This window comes from Flavobacterium rivuli WB 3.3-2 = DSM 21788 (assembly GCF_000378485.1).
Lineage (GTDB): Bacteria > Bacteroidota > Bacteroidia > Flavobacteriales > Flavobacteriaceae > Flavobacterium > Flavobacterium rivuli.
Genome location: NZ_KB899967.1, coordinates 649,462 through 665,089, shown reverse-complemented (window position 1 = coordinate 665,089; position 15,628 = coordinate 649,462). Strand labels below are relative to the sequence as shown.

The following is a 15,628-nucleotide window of genomic DNA, read 5'->3' as shown; positions in this document are numbered from 1 at the left end:
AAAATTATACTGACATGATTTTAGAAATGAAAGTTCCCTCTCCCGGGGAATCGATTACAGAAGTTGAAATTGCAACATGGCTGGTAAAAGACGGAGATTATGTAGAGAAGGACCAGGCAATTGCCGAAGTTGATTCTGATAAAGCAACCCTTGAGCTTCCTGCCGAAGTAGCGGGTATTATTACACTTAAGGCAGAAGAAGGCGATGCAGTAAAAGTAGGGCAGGTAGTTTGCCTTATAGATACTGATGGTGCAAAACCAGATGGTGGTGCAGCGCCTGCTAAAGAAGAAAAGAAAGAAGAGGCTCCTAAGGCTGAAGAGAAAAAAGAAGCACCTCAAGCAGACGCTCCAAAAGCTGAGGCCCCTAAACAGGAAGCCCCTGCAGAAAAGAGCTATGCAAGCGGAACGCCATCTCCGGCAGCACGCAAAATATTAGACGAAAAAAGTATTGATGCAGCTACAGTAAGCGGTACCGGTAAAGGTGGCCGTATTACTAAAGATGATGCTGTTAACGCTAACCAGGTGCCATCTATGGGTACGCCTACAGGCGGTAACCGCAGCTCTGAGCGTACTAAGCTTTCTATGCTACGCAGGAAAGTTGCAGAACGTTTAGTTGCCGCTAAGAACGAAACAGCTATGCTTACTACGTTTAACGAAGTAAACATGACCCCTATAAATAACATAAGGAACGAGTATAAAGATGCTTTTAAAGCAAAACACGGCGGTTTAGGTTTAGGCTATATGTCTTTCTTTACTAAAGCTGTTGTAAGGGCACTACAATTGTTCCCTGATGTTAACTCTATGATGGATGGCGATTATAAGGTAGCTTACGATTTTGTTGATGTTTCTATTGCAGTATCCGGCCCTAAAGGCTTAATGGTACCTGTGGTAAGAAATGCAGAAACGCTTACCTTCCGTGGTATTGAGGCAGAAATTAAACGTCTTGCGCTTCGTGCCCGCGACGGACAAATTACTGTAGATGATATGACAGGTGGTACATTTACCATTACTAACGGCGGTGTGTTTGGCAGTATGCTTTCTACACCTATCATTAACCCTCCTCAGTCTGGTATATTAGGTATGCACAATATTATCGAGCGCCCTATTGCTGTAAACGGTAAGGTAGAAATTCACCCAATGATGTATGTGGCACTTTCTTATGACCACAGGATCATTGATGGCCGTGAGTCTGTTGGTTTCCTTGTAGCAGTTAAAGAAGGTCTTGAAAAACCTTTAGAATTGCTAATGGACAACAATCCTAAAAAAGCACTGGAGCTTTAGTAAGCAGTCAGTTTAGATATATAAAATCCCGCTTAGAAATTTCTAAGCGGGATTTTTATTATATACTTTTTTTAAAAGGCTGTTTATTGCGCAAAAAAAAAGCCCTGCATGAGGACAGGGCTGTACCAATAACTAACTCCTTAATTTTGGTGAAATCATAGTGTGGCTACCATGGTTTTAGTAACTGCACATTTGTTTTACAGTTAGAAGCTGCTGTAAAACAGGTTTGCTTGCTTTTTTGATTGATGTATGCTTCTGGCTATATGACGTAGAAATTGGAATTTTGTTACGCCCGTGAATAAATTTTTTTCAAAATGTTTTCATAGGTAAGTACAACTTAAAAAATACCTAATTATAGGTATTTTTTAAGTGTATGCAATTTATTAATTTCACCACCGTTATAGGTTTAGTTACTAAATGGTTATTTATTCAAAACATAATTATGCAACTATTTCGTAATATTGTATAATCGTTGTATGAAGTTGGAAAATTAACTTTACAAAAAAATAATGTTATGTGGATAGCCTCATTCCTTTCGCTCGCATTGTTGTTGTTTGTGCTTAATTTTATACGTGTTATAATAAAAAGGAATGCGCATAAATTTAATGGCAAACAAGGCAGTTATTCTTATTTTAAAAACAGCAATGCCATCTTTAACCGGTTAAAATAACGAGCTCTCCGTTGAGGAAAGCTTTGTTATTTATTGTTTTAAGATTGCTTCTATAGCGTTTATTTCTTCATTGCTGAAGGCAGTATTCTTTAAGCTCTGTAACGAATCTGTTACCTGCTCAGGCCTGCTGGCGCCTATAAGTACAGATGTTACCCTGCTGTCCTTAAGCAGCCACGATAGTGCCATGTGTGCCAGTTTCTGGCCACGCTGTAGTGCCACCCCGTTTAATTTTTTAAGTATTTCAACCCTTTCAGGTGTTATGTGGCTTTCGTTCAGGAAAACGCCGCTCGTAGCCACTCGGGAGTCTGCCGGTATGCCGTTAAGGTATTTATCGGTAAGCAATCCCTGTGCCAGCGGAGAAAATGGTATACATCCCACACCATTATTTCCCAGTACATCAAGAAGCCCGTTTTCAGGGTCTCGCACAAACATGCTGTATTTAGGCTGGTGTATTAAACATGGCGTGCCTAACTCCTTAAGTATTGTTATTGCTTTTTGGGCATCCTGCGCATTATAGTTAGATAAACCTGCGTACAGTGCCTTACCCTGGCGTACTATAAGGTCGAGTGCAGCCATAGTTTCTTCAATGGGAGTTTCAGGATCAGGGCGGTGGTGGTAAAAAATATCTACATAATCCAGTTTCATGCGCTTAAGGCTTTGGTCCAGGCTCGATACCAAATATTTCTTAGAACCCCAGTCGCCATAAGGCCCATCCCACATAGTGTATCCGGCTTTAGTCGAGATTATAAGCTCATCGCGATAGCCCTGCAGGTCGCTATGCAGTATTTTTCCAAAAACCTCTTCGGCAGATCCCGGTGGCGGGCCGTAATTGTTTGCCAGGTCAAAATGGGTAATGCCGCTGTCAAAAGCAGTATGTATTATGTTTCGGCTGTTTTCAAAATCGTTAACAAAACCAAAATTATGCCACAGGCCAAGCGACAGGGCAGACAGTTTAAGGCCGCTTTTGCCGCAACGGCGATACTCAATATTTTGGTAGCGTGTAGGAGATGGCTGGTAACTCATGTACTAAAATGTTTGTTATTTGCAGGTATAAATATACTTAAAAAAGCATTTCTGCATTAAAGCAGCGCACTAATGTTTTGTTTGTAAACTAAGTTTAATCTTACTGTTTGTTAAATTACTCACTGTGCCTCTACAAACATGCAAATTATCATGTCACGCCTTTTATATCTGTTGAAATATCATTTTACAAATTTACCACACTATTTTTTCAATTTTGCCCCCTTTATTTTCTATTATATATCTTTTAATTTGCAATTACCTAAATTACTAAAACGTTTTAGTGTTGCGCAGGTTTATTTAAGCGTGGCACTATCATTATAAATATTGTAAAGTTAAACTTTGGTTAGTTTATGTTTTGTTTTTTACACCTGTCTGCGAAGAATATAGCTATCTCCGCAGACAGTTTTTTTGCCGTATTATTACATATTATAAATTGAAAAATTACACCTAATTATATGAAAAAAACATTATCAGTTGCATTTTTACTGGGTATGCAGGTACTCGTTGCGCAGCAGGCAAAGAACGAATGGGAAAACCCATCGGTATTTGAGCGAAACAAAGAAGCAGGGCATACGCAATTTGTAATTTATAAAGATGCTGCATCTGCCGCGGCACAAAAACCGGAAAGTTCGCCATATTATAAAAGCCTTAATGGTGCATGGAAATTTAATATTGTAAAGACTCCTGCAGAGCGTCCGCAGGATTTTTACCAGGTAGCCTATAACGATAAAAACTGGAAAGACATTCCTGTGCCCTCTAACTGGGAAATGCAGGGTTATGATATTCCTATTTATACAAACATTATTTATCCGTTCCCGGCAAACCCGCCGTTTGTTGATAATAACTACAATCCGGTAGGAACGTACCGTAAAACTTTTACCGTTCCCGAAGATTGGGGAACTAAAGAGGTGATGCTTCATTTTGGTTCTATCAGTGGTTATGCCCGTGTGTTTGTAAATGGTAAAGAAGCCGGTATGACCAAAGCAGCGAAAACCCCTGCCGAGTTTGATATTACATCGTTGCTTAAAAAAGGGGAGAACCTTTTAGCAGTGCAGGTGTTTAGATGGCATGACGGAAGTTACCTGGAAGATCAGGATTTCTGGAGGTTAAGCGGTATAGAGCGCGATGTTTACCTTGAGGCTATGCCTAAGCTTGCTGTGTGGGATTATTTTATTAAAAGCGATCTTGATGCTGCTTATAAAAATGGTGTGTTTACCGCTGCGGTTAACCTTCGCCAGTTTAAAGGAAATACCATAAAAAAATCGAACCTTACATTTACGCTGCTTGATCCAAGTGGTAAAGAAGTATTTACGGCTACAAAACCGGTTACCAATACAACCGTAAGTGTAGATTTTAATACTACTATTAATAATGTACAAAAATGGAGTAACGAAACTCCAAACCTGTACCGCTATACTATTGCCTGGGATGGTGATAATAAAAATGATGCCCAGGTTATTTCGGGCAGGACAGGCTTTAGGAAAGTTGAAATTAAAAATGCGCAGCTGTTAGTAAACGGCAATGCCATAATGGTAAACGGAGTAAATATACACGAGCACCATCCTGTTAAGGGCCACGTACCTGACCGCGAAACAATGCGCAGGGACCTTGAGCTGATGAAGCAGAACAACATTAACGCTATCCGTATGTGCCACTACCCTCACGATGCTTATTTATATGAGCTGTGTGACGAGTATGGTATGTATATGGTAGATGAAGCCAATATAGAAACCCACGGTATGGGGGCAGAGTTGCAAAGGGCATTTGATAAAACAAAGCACCCTGCTTATTTGCCGGAATGGGCCCCGGCACATCTTGACCGTATAAAACGTATGATGGAGGTTGATAAAAACCATCCGGCTATTATTATATGGTCTATGGGTAATGAGTGTGGTAACGGCCCGGTTTTTTATGATGCCTACAAATGGCTTAAAGAGCACGACAATACACGCCCGGTTCAGTTTGAGCAGGCAGGAGAAAATGAGGATACTGATATTGTGTGCCCTATGTACCCTGAAATTAAGCACATGCATCAGTATGCCGATGATAAGACCAAAAAAAGGCCTTACATTATGTGTGAGTATTCTCATGCTATGGGCAACAGTAACGGTAACTTTCAGGAATACTACGATATTATGGCTAAAAGCCCAAGCATGCAGGGTGGTTTTATCTGGGACTGGGTAGACCAGGGTATGGATGCTAAAGATGCTAATGGGAACCACTATTGGGCTTACGGTGGCGACCTTGGCAGCAAAGACCTGCATAACGATGAAAACTTTTGTGCCAATGGGCTTATAAGTGCCGACCGTACTTTGCACCCCGGCTTAGCTGAAGTAAAAAAAGTATACCAGGATATAAAATTTAGTCTTAAGGGCGAAAACCAGCTTACGGTTAAAAATCTTTTCTTTTATACAAATTTAAACCAGTTTAACTTTAAATGGGAACTACTTAAAGATGGTGTAAAGGTTAAAGAAGGTATATTTAAAGGTATTGCAGATGCACAGCATATACAAACTGAAAATGTAGCTTTAGACAAACTATCTCCGGATGCAGAATATTACCTTAATGTATATGCTTATACAAAAGCAGCTACGGCCATGATACCTGCTAACCATGAAATTGCAAGAGAGCAGTTTAAACTTGGTAACGGTAATTATTTTGCCACAAAGGCAGATGCTAAAGTAAAAAGCAAACTTAAAACTAAAAAGAGCGGCAACGTTCTTAGCTTTGAAACCGATGCTGTTGCAGGAGCATTTAACTTAGCAACGGGAGAAATTAAAAGTTATACGCTTAAAAGTGACAAGAAAGAAGTTATAAGTAACTTCCCGATTCCGTACTTCTGGAGGGCTCCAACAGATAACGATTTTGGTAATGATATGCCTAAAAAACTTGGCGTATGGAAAGATGCCAATAAAAACCCTAAAGTACAAAGCGTTACTGTAGGCAAACAAACTGCAGCAGGCGTGCCTGTAGATGTTAAATATGTTTTATCGGGAGCAGATGTTCCTTACACAGTAAACTATTTAATACAAAATGACGGTAGTATTAAAGTAACAGCAAGCATAGATAAATCAGGTAAAGACCTGCCGGAAATGCCTCGCTTTGGTATGCGTTTAGAACTTCCTGGGGCTTATGATAACCTTAGCTATTACGGCCGTGGCCCATGGGAAAATTATTCTGACAGAAATACGGCATCATTTGTAGGTACTTATAATGATAAAGTAGCCAACCAGGTTACTATGCAATATATCCGTCCGCAGGAAAACGGATATAAGACCGAAGTTCGCTGGATAACTTTACAAAGTGCAAACGGCACAGGATTAAAAATTACGGGAGACCAGCCGTTAGGTTTTAGTGCACTTAATGTTCCTACCGAAGGGTTTGATGCAGGCCCTAAAAAATCGCAGACCCATATTAATGATATCCATCCTGAAGATAAAGTGTATGTGCATGTAGACCTTGCACAACGCGGCGTGGGCGGAGATACAAGCTGGGGTGCGTTACCTCATGCCCAGTATATGCTTACTGCGCCTAAATACACGTATACATATACGCTTAGCTTAGTGCCGCAAACTAAATAGTTTATAAATAAATTACACTAAACACGTTTGTTATTAACACCCTTCTATTTGTTTTAGAAGGGTGTTTTTGATTTATAATGCATTTATATTTGATATAAAATAATAAAACAAAAATTTACACTTATTTTTTTTATTAATTTAAAAATATTCTGTAAACTTGTGGTCATATAAACCATTAGATTTTATCGCAAACGATTAAGTCTGATAAACCAATTATATTATGAAACAACAATCATTCTTTTTTTTGGCAATAGGGCTGTTTAGTGGAACAGTACTATTTGCACAAAACTACAAGAAAACAGATCTTGGTGTAAATGCCACAACCGCTAATATGGATGTGGAAATACAGTTTTACACTCCGGAAACAGTTAGAATAATAAAACATCCGCAGGGCAGCACTTTTAAAAAGGAAAGCCTGTCGGTTATAGCAAAGGCGCAAAAAACGGCGGTAGACGTAAAGCAGGAAGGCAGTTTACTAATCCTGAAAAGTAAAGCTGTACAAGTAAACGTTGACCAGAAAACCGGTGCAGTAACATTTTTAGATTTAGCAGGCAAGGCGCTTCTTTCTGAAAAAGATTATGGTTCGCAATTTACCCCTACTAACGATGCCGGCTCAAAAACATTTATAGTACGCCAGGCTTTCAGGTTAGACCCTAATGAAGCTATATACGGCTTAGGTATATACCAAAGGGCAAAGATGTCTCAAAGAAACCAAAAGTTACTTTTAAGGCAGGATAACCTTGAAGATGCTGTACCTGTAATGCAATCTATTAAAGGGTATGGTATTTTTTGGGATAACTATTCGCCTACTTATTTTAATGATAATACCGCCGAAACCTCTTTTGAGAGTGAAGTGGGCGATGGGGTAGATTACTATTTTATGTATGGTAAAAATGCCGACGGCGTTATTGGCCAAATGCGTGGCCTTACAGGTCAGGTACCTATGTTCCCATTATGGACGTACGGTTTTTGGCAAAGCAGGGAACGGTACGAAAGCCAGAAGCAACTGGTAGATGTGGTTAAAAAATACCGTGAACTGCAAGTGCCATTAGATGGTATTATACAGGACTGGCAATACTGGGGCGACAACTACGAGTGGAACTCTATGGAATTTTTAAACCCTGAATTTCCTAACCCAAAGAAAATGGTTGATGATGTGCATAAAATGAATGCCCACATGATTATATCTATCTGGGCGTCTTTTGGTCCAAAAACAAAACCTTTCCAGGTTATGAAAGATAAAGGTATGCTTATGGATTTTGTTACATGGCCGCCGCGTGCTGTAAATACATGGCCTGCAAAACCTACAGATCCGGTATCGGGTGTAAAGGTATACGACCCTTACAATCCAGAAGCGCGTGATATTTACTGGGAATATCTTAATAAAGGCATCTTTTCGCTTGGTGTAGACGGCTGGTGGATGGACTCTACAGATCCTGACCACCTGGACGTAAAAGAAAGTGACTTTGATAATAAGACCTACCTCGGGTCTTTCAGGAAAGTAAGGAATGCATTCCCGTTAATGACAGTAGGCGGCGTGTACGACCATCAGCGTGCAACAACGTCAGATAAGCGTGTGTTTATCCTTACACGTTCGGCATTTGCCGGGCAGCAGCGTTATGGTGCCAATACCTGGAGCGGTGATATCGTATCAAGTTGGGAAACCCTTGCCAAACAAACTCCTGCGGGTGTAAACTTTTCGCTCACAGGTATACCGTATTGGAATGCAGATATAGGTGGCTTTTTTGCAGGTGGTTTTAAAGGTGGGAATCAAAATCCGGAATATAAAGAGTTGTATTTAAGATGGGCGCAGTTTGGTGCTTTTACCCCAATGATGCGATCTCACGGTACAGATACACCACGCGAAATTTATAACTTTGGTAAAAAAGGCGAATGGATTTATGATGGTATAGAAAAATATATTAACCTTCGTTATAGCCTGTTGCCTTACATTTACGCTAATGCGTGGCAGGTAACATCGTCATCGGCATCAATGATGCGTGCACTGGTTATGGATTTCCCGCAGGACGAGAAAGTATGGGACCTTAATACAGAGTTTATGCTGGGTAATTCTATACTTGTTACTCCGGTTACAAAGTCTATGTACACTAATAAAGACGGTAAAAATGACTTTTCTAAAACGGGTAAGCAGGATGTTTACTTACCTAAAGGGACAGGCTGGTATGATTTCTGGACCGGGCAAACGCATAATGGCGGGACAACGGTAACTAAAGAAGTACCGGTAGATATTATTCCGCTTTACATAAAAGCCGGTACAATACTTCCATTTGGCCCTAAAGTGCAATATGCTACAGAGAAGAAATGGGATGATCTGGAGCTAAGGGTTTATGCCGGAGCCGATGGTGAGTTTACATTGTATGAAGATGAGAATGATAACTATAATTACGAGAAAGGTGCTTTTGCAACTATTAAATTTAACTGGAGTGATAAGAATAAAACACTTACTATAAATGATGTTGAGGGCAAGTTTCCGGGTATGCTTACTTCCCGTAAATTTAATGTGGTATTGGTTACACCGCAAAAAGGAACAGGTAATGCGAAATCTTCAAAAATAGATAAAACGGTAACATATACTGGCAAAAAACTGACGATAAAGTTATAGTAAAACGTTATAGTGATGATATAAGTGTTATATTTACACTTTAATTATTATTACTATATGATAACCAGCAAAAAACAATTAACCACAATTTTACTGGCTTTGCTCATGTCGTTATCGGCATTTGCGGGCGGGCATAAGGCAAATACAAAACCGGAAAAGGTTTTCCTGTTTGCTTATGCCACTGATAAAGATAAGGGCCACAATGGCTTACACTTTGCCTGGAGCAGCGACAAAAAGAACTGGCATGCCATAGGGCCTGAACATAGCTTTTTGCGCTGCGACTACGGCAGGTGGGGATCTGAAAAAAGAATGCTTGCGCCATACCTTTTTAAAGCACAGGATGGTATGTGGCATGCGGTATGGGCGCTTAACGAAAAAAGCAATGCTTTTGCACATGCAGCTTCAGCCGATTTAATTAACTGGAAAAGGCAATCCTACCCAATAATGATGCCTGTGGGAAGTAGTATTTCCCAGCCGGAAGTTTCAGAAAAAAATGGTGTATTTACGGTAACGTGTCTTAATACTGCCGATTCGAAATTTTATACTGCCACCACCAAAGATTTTAAAAATTATACTGCTACAACGCCGGCTACAAAACCGGCAACAGCTAAGGTTACTGCTTCAATATCTGGCAAAACAGAAACCGGTACTGTTACTGAAGTTTCATGGCAAACGGCAGAAAATCTTATAAAAACCCATAACCTTTCGGTATTTAAGAATAAACAAAATGACGAATCATCAAAAGATGATGCCGTGCGTTTTGCTAACCTTAAACCTGTTGAAGGGACTATTACTTTAAAAGCTGCAGAGAGCAAAAAAATAAGCGATATGCTTGTGGGCGTGTTCTTTGAAGATATTAATTATGCTGCCGATGGCGGTCTATATGCAGAGCTTGTTCAAAACCGCGATTTTGAGTATGCCCTTAGCGATAAAGAAGGCAGGGACAAAGACTGGAACAGTACTACAGCCTGGAGCCTGAGTGGGGGTAAAGGCACACTTGCCATAGATAGTGTGCAGCCCATACATGCAAACAATAAGCATTATGCAATATTAAAATCGGGTGCTGCAATAATTAACAGCGGGTACGATGGTATTGCTGTAAAAGCCGGCGATAGTTACGATTTTTCAATTTTTGCTAAAAATATCGATGGTAAGGCATCAGGCATTAAAGTGCGTCTTATTGGTGCAAATGGCGAAGTATATGGAGAAACATCTGTAAAGGGGATTTCTACTGCATGGAAAAAAATTAGCGCTGTACTTAAGGCTACTAAAACAGTTGCCGATGCGCGGCTTGAAGTAGTGCCGCAAACAAATGGCACTCTAGCGGTGGATATGATATCACTTTTCCCACAAAAAACATACAAAGGCCGCAAAAATGGTTTGCGTGCTGACCTGGCTCAAACAGTAGCCGACCTTCATCCTAAATTTATGCGTTTTCCCGGGGGCTGTGTTGCCCACGGCGACGGCCTTGGTAACATATACCGTTGGAAAAACACCATAGGGCCATTAGAATCCAGAAAACCGCTGCGTAATCTTTGGGGATATCACCAAACTACCGGACTTGGATATTTTGAGTATTTTCAGTATTGCGAAGATATGGGCGCTGCTCCACTGCCTGTAATTGCGGCGGGTGTACCATGCCAAAATTCGGCTATAGATGAGCACATTGGCCTTGGCGGACAGCAATGTGGCGTGCCTATGGAAGAAATGGGACAGTACGTTCAGGATATTTTAGATCTTGTAGAGTATGCCAACGGACCTGTGACATCTAAATGGGGTAAGCTTCGTGCGGAGGCAGGACATCCTAAGCCGTTTAATCTTAAGTATGTTGGTATAGGTAATGAAGACCTTATTACCGATCTTTTTGAGGAGCGTTATGCCATGATAGTTAAAGCTATGAAAGATAAACATCCTGAAATTACGGTAATTGGTACGGTAGGGCCTGCGGCAGAAGGTACAGATTATGAAGAAGGATGGGCTCTTGCTGATAAGTTGGACATACCGATGGTAGATGAGCATTACTATCAGCCGGTAGGCTGGTTTATTAATAATCAGGATTATTATGACAGGTATGACCGTTCTAAATCTAAAGTGTATTTGGGCGAATATGCGGCTTTCCTTCCGGGTAGGCCTAATAATATAGAAACCGCCCTTGCCGAAGCATTATATTTAACTGCTTTAGAGCGTAATGGCGATGTAGTAAGCATGACGTCGTATGCACCTATGCTTGCCAAGGAAAACCACACACAATGGAACCCCGACCTTATTTATTTTAATAATACTGAGGTAAAGCCTACCGTGGGTTATTATACACAACAGCTATATGGGCAAAATGCAGGCGATGTATATTTGCCAAGCGATGTTGCCCTTAAGGATGCTAACAAAGAAGTGAGCAATCGGGTAGCAGTATCTGTGGTTCGTGATAGCAAGAGCAAGGACCTTATTGTAAAAATTGTAAACATGCTGCCGGTAGCTGTAAATAGTATCGTAAACCTTGAAGGTGCGGGTGCTTTTGTACCATCGGCTAAGCGTTATGTACTTACCGGAACTCCCGATAGTAAAACTGCAAAACCTGTAGCCGATACTATTACTGTGGGCACTACTTTCCCATGTGCTGTACCCGCATATTCATTTACCCTTATCCGTATAAAAACCAAATAATTAAGTATGAAGAGAGTATTTAGTAAATTATTCATTGCTTTTATTACCGCTGCAACCTGCAGTACAGGTGCTATAGCACAATACAAAACCGGCCCTGCCGATAAAGATTACGTGGGCTACCTGTTCACTTACTTTACAGGTAATGACGTAAAAGACGAGGCTATAAAATTTGGCATTAGTTTAGATGGTTACAACTATAAGGCCTTAAATGGTAACCAACCCGTTATAGATTCTAAAAATATAAGTTCAACAGGCGGGGTGCGCGATCCGCACATACTTCGTGGGCACGACGGTAAAACATTTTACATGGTGGTAACCGATATGACATCATCTAAAGGGTGGGATTCTAACCGTGCCATGGTGTTGCTAAAATCAACCGACCTTGTTAACTGGAAATCGTCTGTAGTAAATATCCAGACTGCATTTCCGGGCAATGAAAACCTGAAAAGGGTATGGGCACCACAAACTATTTATGATGCCGCTGCCGGAAAGTACATGGTGTACTTTTCTATGAAGCATGGCAACGACCCTGACAAAATTTATTATGCATACGCAAATGCTGATTTTACTGCGCTTGAAGCGGCTCCAAAAGAGTTGTTCATTCCAAAATCTAAAGTGCCTTGTATAGATGGTGACATTATAGAAAAAGATGGTGTTTACCACCTTTTTTATAAAACAGAAACCGATAAGCCGGGTATTAAAGTTGCCACTACAAAAAATCTTACTTCTGGCAAATGGGAGGAGAGCGATGATTACAAACAGCAAACTCCGGAAAGTGTAGAAGGTGCAGGCGTGTTTAAGCTGAATAACTCTGACGAATATATCCTGATGTACGATGTGTATAAAAAAGGAGCATATCAGTTTACAAAAAGCAGCGACCTTAACCATTTTACGGTTATAGATAACCAGGTTACAATGGATTTTAAACCACGCCATGGTACTATTATGCCTGTAACCCGCAGTGAACTTAAAGCGCTTATGAAAAAGTGGGGCACGCCAAAAGATTTTCCTGCCCTGAATAACAATCCAGCGCTGCCGGGCCATTATGCCGATCCTGAAGTTTTATACTCTAACAATACGGGTAAGTACTATATATACCCTACAAGCGATGGTTTTGATGGTTGGGGTGGTTATTACTTTAAAGTATTTTCATCTGACGATCTTACCGACTGGAAAGATGAGGGTGTAATTTTAGACCTTAAAAAAGACGTTAGCTGGGCTAACCGCAATGCATGGGCACCATGTATTGTAGAGAAAAAAATAAATGGTGTTTATAAGTATTTCTACTACTTTACTGCTGCCCAAAAAATTGGTGTTGCTGTAGCCGATAGCCCGACAGGGCCATTTAAGGATAGCGGAAAAGCTTTGATTGATTCGGCGCCGGAAGGTGTAAAAGGAGGTCAGGAAATAGACCCTGATGTTTTTACTGACCCTAAAACAAACAAAAGCTACCTGTACTGGGGCAATGGCCACATGGCAGGGGTAGAGCTTAACGACGACATGATATCTATAAACAAAAAAACACTTACACTGCTTAAGCCCGATGCTACTTTTCGTGAAGGTACTTACGTAATATATCGTAATGGTGTGTATTATTTTATGTGGAGTGAAGACGATACCCGCAGCCCTAACTATAAAGTAAGGTATGCAACGGCAAAATCGCCACTTGGTAAATTTACTATTCCTAAAGACAATATTGTTTTAAAGCAGGATGCCGATAAAATGCTTTTTGGTACGGGCCACAATTCTGTTGTGCAGGTTCCCGGTAAAGACGAGTGGTATATTGTATACCATAGGTTTGCATATCCTAATGGTTATAAACTGGGCGAAGCTGCAGGATATAACAGGGAGGTATGTATAGACAGGCTTTACTTTGATAAGAAAGGTAACATAATTACCGTTAAACCTACTCTTGAAGGTATACAGCCGGTAAAAAAATAAAGTTGAGTTAGAGTTAGTTAAAATTAAAGGCTGCCCGGTTAAGGCAGCCTTTGATATTTATAGTAATGAGGTTTATTTCTTTACTATTTTGTTATAGAAAATCTCATTTTTATCGTTCTCTATTTTCATAATATACATGCCGCTGCTTAACTGCGAAATATCTATTGTTGTTGCCCCTTTGCTTTCCAGAACTTTTTCTCCGGTAATAGAAATTATAGATACAGATGTTAAAGCAGCATCTTTTAGCTGTATAGTTACTCTATCTGTTGCCGGGTTAGGGTATACTTTAAATTTAGAAGATACAACACCATCTATACCAACTAATGCCTCGGTTAGTTTATAAAGCTCAAATCCGTAAAAAGTATAATTTGCCTTAAAATAAAGCTCATCATTAAATATTTTAAAAAAAGGTATATAGTAAAGTGGGTCCACCACATTACGGCTTGTAATAGGTTTTATAGTGCCATCTGCAGTGCCATCAGTTTCCCATAGTTCAAAACCATTTGTGCCATCATTAGCTGTAAAGTACAGCTTGTCATGAAATGCAAAAAAATAATTAGGTAGTGAAGAGTTTACAGTCCTGATATCTTTAACCAGCGATGTTCCTGCCGCTGTACCGTCAGATGACCACAATTCTACACCATGCACACCATCCGTTGCCTGAAAATATACTTTACCATTAAAGGCAGTTATAGCACCGGGGAACGACTCATCAATGCCGGGATAAATATCTGCTACCATTACCGTACCGTCTGCGGTTCCGTCTGTTACCCATAGCTCGTTACCGTTAACACCATTATTAGCCCTAAAGAATAATTTACCGCCGGCCTCTGTAAATTCATTGGCACGGCTGCCTTCACCTTCTGTTGGGTTTATGTCTTTAAAAAAAATCGTACCGGCCTCAGTGCCATCGCTTACCCATATTTCGTCGCCTCTTTCATCATCGGCCCTAAAATAAAGTTGATTATTATATACTGCAAACCCGCGTGGGTTAGAGCCGCCTTCTAAAGTTGTAATATCTTTTATAAGTGTAGTTCCGGCCTCTGTACCGTCAGTAGCCCAAAATTCAATACCATCGGTACCATTATCTGCCTGAAAATATAATTTGCCATTATATTCTGTAAAGCCATAAGGATAAGAATCTGCTGTGGCATTAATATCTTTAAGCAATACAGTACCGGCTGCTGTACCATCGGTTACCCAAAGTTCATATCCGGACGTACCGTCATTTGCCTGAAACACTACTTTATCGCCTATCTTTTTAAAGTATAGCGGCACGCTGCTGCCAGCTCCGGGATTAATATCTTTAAGTACTGTTGTTCCGGCCTCTGTACCGTCGCTTACCCATAGTTCTAAACCGCTTGCTTCGTCACCTGCCGAGAATACGAATTTTTCGCCAAGGGCGGTAATTTCTGTAACAGATCCATCTGTTGGGCCTGTGTATACATCTTTAACTAAAGATGTTCCTGCTTCGGTACCATCTGTTACCCATAACTCACTGCCGTGTACATTATCATTAGCCGTAAAGTATAGTTTTCCATTAACCTCTGTAAGTTCTAATGTTCCGGAGTCACCAAAGGTATTAATGTCTTTAACTAATTGTGCTCCGGTTTGTGCCTGTGCAAAGTAACCTGTTGTTACTAAAAGAAGTAGCGTAGTAATTTTTCTTTTCATACTTAAAATTGGTTTAAAATTCTTTTTGATGATGATAATAAGGTAAAATACGCCCAAAGTCAATGATTAATTTATTGTTTTGGTGTTTTTGCTAAAAATACTTTAATTAGCCGGAAGTAGCTATCTGTTTGTTTAAAAATAACATTATCGACTTAAAATGTTGGTTTTTAATTTT

At 40.2% G+C, this 15,628-nt stretch carries 7 protein-coding genes; 5 read left to right on the top strand and 2 right to left on the bottom strand.

Annotation, left to right across the window (positions count from 1 at the left end):
* Positions 1 to 14: 14 nt before the first annotated feature.
* Complete coding sequence (gene odhB, locus F565_RS0106550; protein ID WP_020212405.1) at positions 15 to 1,280, top strand: 2-oxoglutarate dehydrogenase complex dihydrolipoyllysine-residue succinyltransferase; 1,266 nt, start codon at positions 15 to 17, stop codon at positions 1,278 to 1,280.
* A gap of 700 nt (positions 1,281 to 1,980) precedes the next feature.
* Here the strand turns inward: odhB and mgrA are convergent.
* Entirely contained in the window at positions 1,981 to 2,973 is a 993-nt protein-coding gene (gene mgrA, locus F565_RS0106540) for an L-glyceraldehyde 3-phosphate reductase (protein WP_020212403.1), read from the bottom strand.
* A 455-nt stretch (positions 2,974 to 3,428) separates the two neighbouring features.
* On the opposite strand from mgrA, the gene lacZ reads away from it, so the two are divergent.
* The 4 genes from lacZ to F565_RS0106520 all read left to right on the top strand — a co-directional run bounded on the left by lacZ (position 3,429) and on the right by F565_RS0106520 (position 13,779).
* Positions 3,429 to 6,554, top strand: a complete 3,126-nt coding sequence (lacZ, locus tag F565_RS0106535; RefSeq protein ID WP_020212402.1) for a beta-galactosidase, LacZ type — start codon at positions 3,429 to 3,431, stop codon at positions 6,552 to 6,554.
* Positions 6,555 to 6,774: 220 nt separating this feature from the next.
* Positions 6,775 to 9,177, top strand: coding sequence for a glycoside hydrolase family 31 protein (locus F565_RS0106530; protein ID WP_020212401.1), 2,403 nt, complete (start codon positions 6,775 to 6,777; stop codon positions 9,175 to 9,177).
* Positions 9,178 to 9,234: 57 nt separating this feature from the next.
* Positions 9,235 to 11,838, top strand: coding sequence for an alpha-L-arabinofuranosidase C-terminal domain-containing protein (locus F565_RS0106525; protein ID WP_020212400.1), 2,604 nt, complete (start codon positions 9,235 to 9,237; stop codon positions 11,836 to 11,838).
* Positions 11,839 to 11,844: 6 nt separating this feature from the next.
* On the top strand, positions 11,845 to 13,779 hold the full coding sequence (locus tag F565_RS0106520; RefSeq protein WP_020212399.1) for a glycoside hydrolase family 43 protein: 1,935 nt from the start codon (positions 11,845 to 11,847) through the stop codon (positions 13,777 to 13,779).
* Positions 13,780 to 13,851: 72 nt separating this feature from the next.
* On the opposite strand, the gene F565_RS21285 is transcribed toward F565_RS0106520, so the two are convergent.
* Entirely contained in the window at positions 13,852 to 15,453 is a 1,602-nt protein-coding gene (locus F565_RS21285) for an ELWxxDGT repeat protein (protein ID WP_020212398.1), read from the bottom strand.
* Positions 15,454 to 15,628: the final 175 nt, after the last annotated feature.

Bases quoted from the DNA above. Each gene is read 5' to 3' on its own strand.
- F565_RS0106525 (WP_020212400.1), top strand. From the start codon at position 9,235: ATGATAACCAGCAAAAAACAATTAACCACAATTTTACTGGCTTTGCTC.
- odhB (WP_020212405.1), top strand. From the start codon at position 15: ATGATTTTAGAAATGAAAGTTCCCTCTCCCGGGGAATCGATTACAGAA.
- lacZ (WP_020212402.1), top strand. From the start codon at position 3,429: ATGAAAAAAACATTATCAGTTGCATTTTTACTGGGTATGCAGGTACTC.
- F565_RS0106520 (WP_020212399.1), top strand. From the start codon at position 11,845: ATGAAGAGAGTATTTAGTAAATTATTCATTGCTTTTATTACCGCTGCA.
- F565_RS0106530 (WP_020212401.1), top strand. From the start codon at position 6,775: ATGAAACAACAATCATTCTTTTTTTTGGCAATAGGGCTGTTTAGTGGA.
- F565_RS21285 (WP_020212398.1), bottom strand. From the start codon at position 15,453: ATGAAAAGAAAAATTACTACGCTACTTCTTTTAGTAACAACAGGTTAC.
- mgrA (WP_020212403.1), bottom strand. From the start codon at position 2,973: ATGAGTTACCAGCCATCTCCTACACGCTACCAAAATATTGAGTATCGC.